Raw genomic sequence first — 3,530 nt, forward strand, 5'->3', positions numbered from 1 at the left:
GCGGCGGCGGGAGGGTTTTCTTCGTCATGACCCCATTATACCCCCTGTGTGTGCTTCTCTTAATTAATAATCCTATTCAATGCGACTCTTTTCCATTAAGACTGCATCTGACCCATCTTTATAGTATTTTTCCCAGATATCAATCGTCTGGTAGCCCTCTTGGCGGTAAAGCTGGATGGCGTTTTTATTCGAGAGGCGGACGGAAAGCCGTACCCGAGGAGTGGAAAGTTGCTCCTCGCACCGATGCAAAAGTTCTCGCCCAATGCCTTGTCGTCGATAATCTGGCAAAACTCCAAAGGTGGCGATCCATGAGAATCCTTGCGATGGGCGTGGATCACCGGCAATAAATCCGACCATCTTTCCATTCTTGACAGATTTTAATCGAATTACACCAGGGAAGGTTAATACGGCGACCAGGTCAAAAAGGGACCAGGCATCTTCCGGAAAGCAAATATCCTCCAGGGTGCGGAGAGCATTCAGATCGCGGAGGGTGGCGGGGATGATTTCAATAGTCATGGTTAAAAGAAGACCTGACAGGTTTTGGAAACCTGTCAGGTCTTGCCTCGTTCCCCCCGCGTGCGGGGGGATGCCCTTTAGGGCTGGGGGGAGCTTTTATTTTTTTCCGCTGACGAATTTCTCGATCATGCTGGTGAATTCCATCGGGAAAATATATTTGGTCGATTCGCCCTGTCCCATTTCTTTAAGGGTTTCAAAGTATTGCAGGGTCATCGTCTTCTGGTCAATTGTTTTGGCTGCGGCAAAGATATTTTTTAGCGCGGCAGCATAACCTTGGGCCTTGAGTTCCTGCGCCTTTTGCTGACCTTCAGCCTCGAGAACAGCAGCTTGTTTCTTGCCTTCCGCTTCCAGAATAGTAGATTTCTTTGCCCCTTCAGCAACCGTGATGGCAGCTTCTTTTGTACCGAGAGATTCTGTCACAACAGCACGGCGAATACGTTCGGCAGTCATCTGGCGGTTCATTGATTCCTGAATCTCGCGCGGCGGGATGATCTCGCGGATTTCAACATTGGTTACTTTGACACCCCAGCGCTCTGTGACTTCATCGAGGCGGGTGCGCAGCATTGAGTTGATGTGTTCGCGCTCAGAGAGGGCATCATCGAGCGAGATGCCGCCAAGGACCGCTCGCAAGGTCGTGGTTGCCATACCCTGGGCTGCTGCTTCGAAATTACCGACCTGCAAAACCGATTCACTGGGATCAAGAACCTTGTAATACCAAATGAAGTCTACCGAAATACCAGCATTATCTTTGGTAATCGCGGTTTGATGCGGGATCTCGCGTACCTGCTCACGCAAATCAACACGTGCTGCACGGTCAACAACGGGGATCAGGAAAACAATGCCCGGTCCTTTTTCTCCCAGACAGCGTCCCAGCCGAAAGACGACCAGACGCTGATATTCGGGGATGATACGGATTGCACTGGCTAAGAACGCGATGACGACAACGCCAACACCACCAACAAGACATAAAATTTCTGTTGCCATTTTACTACCTCCTGATAATTGAACTGATTGTTACAAAACAAGTATTTCTAAAGTGCTATTCTTCAATCTCTTCCACGGTCAAAATAAAACCGTTTCGTTTGGTCACCCGAACCCGTGAACCAGCTAAAATTAGGTTTTCACTTCGAGCAGTCCAAAGCTCACCTGCAATTTGAGCAGAACCTTCGTCGTGAATTTCCGTTTTTGCTTCGCCGATGCGACCTGTCAGGGCATCCAGGTCATGCGAGGGGCGGGCTTCGAGAGCCTCGAGGGTCTTGATAATGACAAACCACAAAAAGCCACCCATTAGCAGGGAAACAATGATCACGAGGAAAATGTTGACAGCCGGAGCCAAACCTTCCCCTCGGAAGAGATACGCCGATCCGATCACCACACCAACGATGCTCGAGCTGAGATATAGCCCACGTTTGGTCGTGCTGCGGATCGCCATCACAAAGGGGATAACGCTCACCCCGAGCAATATTAACGCCCACAGGTGAATCGGCAGATTATAGATCGCATATCCTGCCAGCGCCATCACGAAAAACGCGCCCACTTCCAAAAAACCTGTGCCCGGCGTAACCAGGGCAAAAAAGGTCAATAGAACACCACTGACCAAAAACAGATAGGCAATATTGGGGTTGAGCAAGACAGTATCCATTTTTCCTCTTTTCTGAAATTACCAAATTCATTATACAATACAATTTACGATTTTATCGCCCGTTGGTTGTATAATATCCAAGCTAGAAAATTGCACCACTTGGAGAAATTGTGAAATTTCAGAAAATTTGTGTTCTTGGGCTGGGATATATCGGCCTGCCCACCGCCAGCACTTTTGCCACGCATGGGTTAGAAGTTGTGGGGGTTGATATTAACCCCCTTATTATCGAGACGCTCCAAAAGGGAGGTCTGCATATCCACGAACCTGGATTGCTGAACCTCGTTCAAGATGCGATCCGATCAGGGAAGTTGCGGGTCGCGACTCAACCAGAGCCTGCTGAGGCTTTCATTATTGCGGTGCCGACCCCCTTCTACGAAGATGGAAAACGTGCCGACATGCGTGCTGTTATCTCTGCAGCGGAGGCAATTACCCCGCATCTTAAAAATGGCAATCTCGTTGTGCTGGAGTCGACCTCACCCCCACGCACAACCATTGATCTGGTTGCCCCCATCCTTGAGAAATCCGGGTTGAAGGCCGGCGTGGATTTTCATCTTGCCTATTCGCCCGAGCGTGTATTGCCCGGCCAGATTTTACGTGAGTTGGTCGAGAATGCCCGTGTAGTTGGTGGAGTTACACCAGAGTCGGCGCAGGCAGCCTATGACTTGTATTCTGTATTCGTCAAAGGCCAGATCGTCAAAACCAATGCCACGACCGCCGAAATGGTCAAATTGATGGAAAATACCACCCGCGATGTCAATATTGCGATAGCCAATGAATTTTCCCGTCTCGCCAACCGTTTCGGCGTGGATGTTTGGGAAGCGATCTCGCTTGCCAACCTGCATCCACGGATTGATATTCTGAAACCTGGACCTGGTGTGGGAGGGCATTGTATTAGTGTTGACCCCTGGTTCCTTGTTGAAGCTGCGCCAGAAATAACGCCGCTCATTCGCACCGCACGGGAAGTGAACGACGCCCAGCCAAAATTTGTTGTAAACTTGGTGGAACGTGCACTTGGTTCGTTGGAGGGCAAAAGTATTGCCGCGCTCGGTCTGGCCTATAAACCAGATGTGGATGATCTGCGCGAAAGCCCTGCTGTTGAGGTCGTGCTTTTGCTTCAGGATGCTGGAGCAAAGGTGAAAGCCTTCGAGCCATTTGCTCCGAACGCAACCTTGCCCAACTTAACCATTGTCCCTACTTTGGAGGAAGTTCTTGCCGATGTGGATGCAGTTATTTTGCTGGTTGCGCATAACGAATTCAAATTGCTGGATGCGCATATTGTTATTAAAATGATGTCCGGCCGCGTAGCAGTGGATACCGTAAATGGGTGGGACCCAGCTGCGTGGCAGAAGGCTGGTTTTGAATTGGCTCGCCT

The 3,530-nt window shown here is 49.9% G+C and carries 4 protein-coding genes; 1 reads left to right on the top strand and 3 read right to left on the bottom strand.

What is annotated here, in order from left to right; translation table 11 throughout:
* Positions 1-72: 72 nt before the first annotated feature.
* The 3 genes from AC3DOM_RS16730 to AC3DOM_RS16740 all read right to left on the bottom strand — a co-directional run bounded on the left by AC3DOM_RS16730 (position 73) and on the right by AC3DOM_RS16740 (position 2,158).
* Positions 73-516: a GNAT family N-acetyltransferase gene (locus AC3DOM_RS16730; protein WP_487920176.1), complete on the bottom strand. Its 444-nt coding sequence runs from the start codon at positions 514-516 to the stop codon at positions 73-75.
* A gap of 96 nt (positions 517-612) precedes the next feature.
* Entirely contained in the window at positions 613-1,500 is an 888-nt protein-coding gene (locus AC3DOM_RS16735; protein WP_487920177.1) for an SPFH domain-containing protein, read from the bottom strand.
* Positions 1,501-1,555: 55 nt separating this feature from the next.
* Complete coding sequence (locus AC3DOM_RS16740; RefSeq protein ID WP_487920178.1) at positions 1,556-2,158, bottom strand: NfeD family protein; 603 nt, start codon at positions 2,156-2,158, stop codon at positions 1,556-1,558.
* A gap of 110 nt (positions 2,159-2,268) precedes the next feature.
* Here AC3DOM_RS16740 and AC3DOM_RS16745 point away from each other — a divergent pair.
* Positions 2,269-3,530: nucleotide sugar dehydrogenase (locus AC3DOM_RS16745; RefSeq protein ID WP_487920179.1), on the top strand; the 1,262-nt coding region annotated here is incomplete at its 3' end.

This window comes from Candidatus Desulfolinea nitratireducens, from assembly GCF_982879505.1.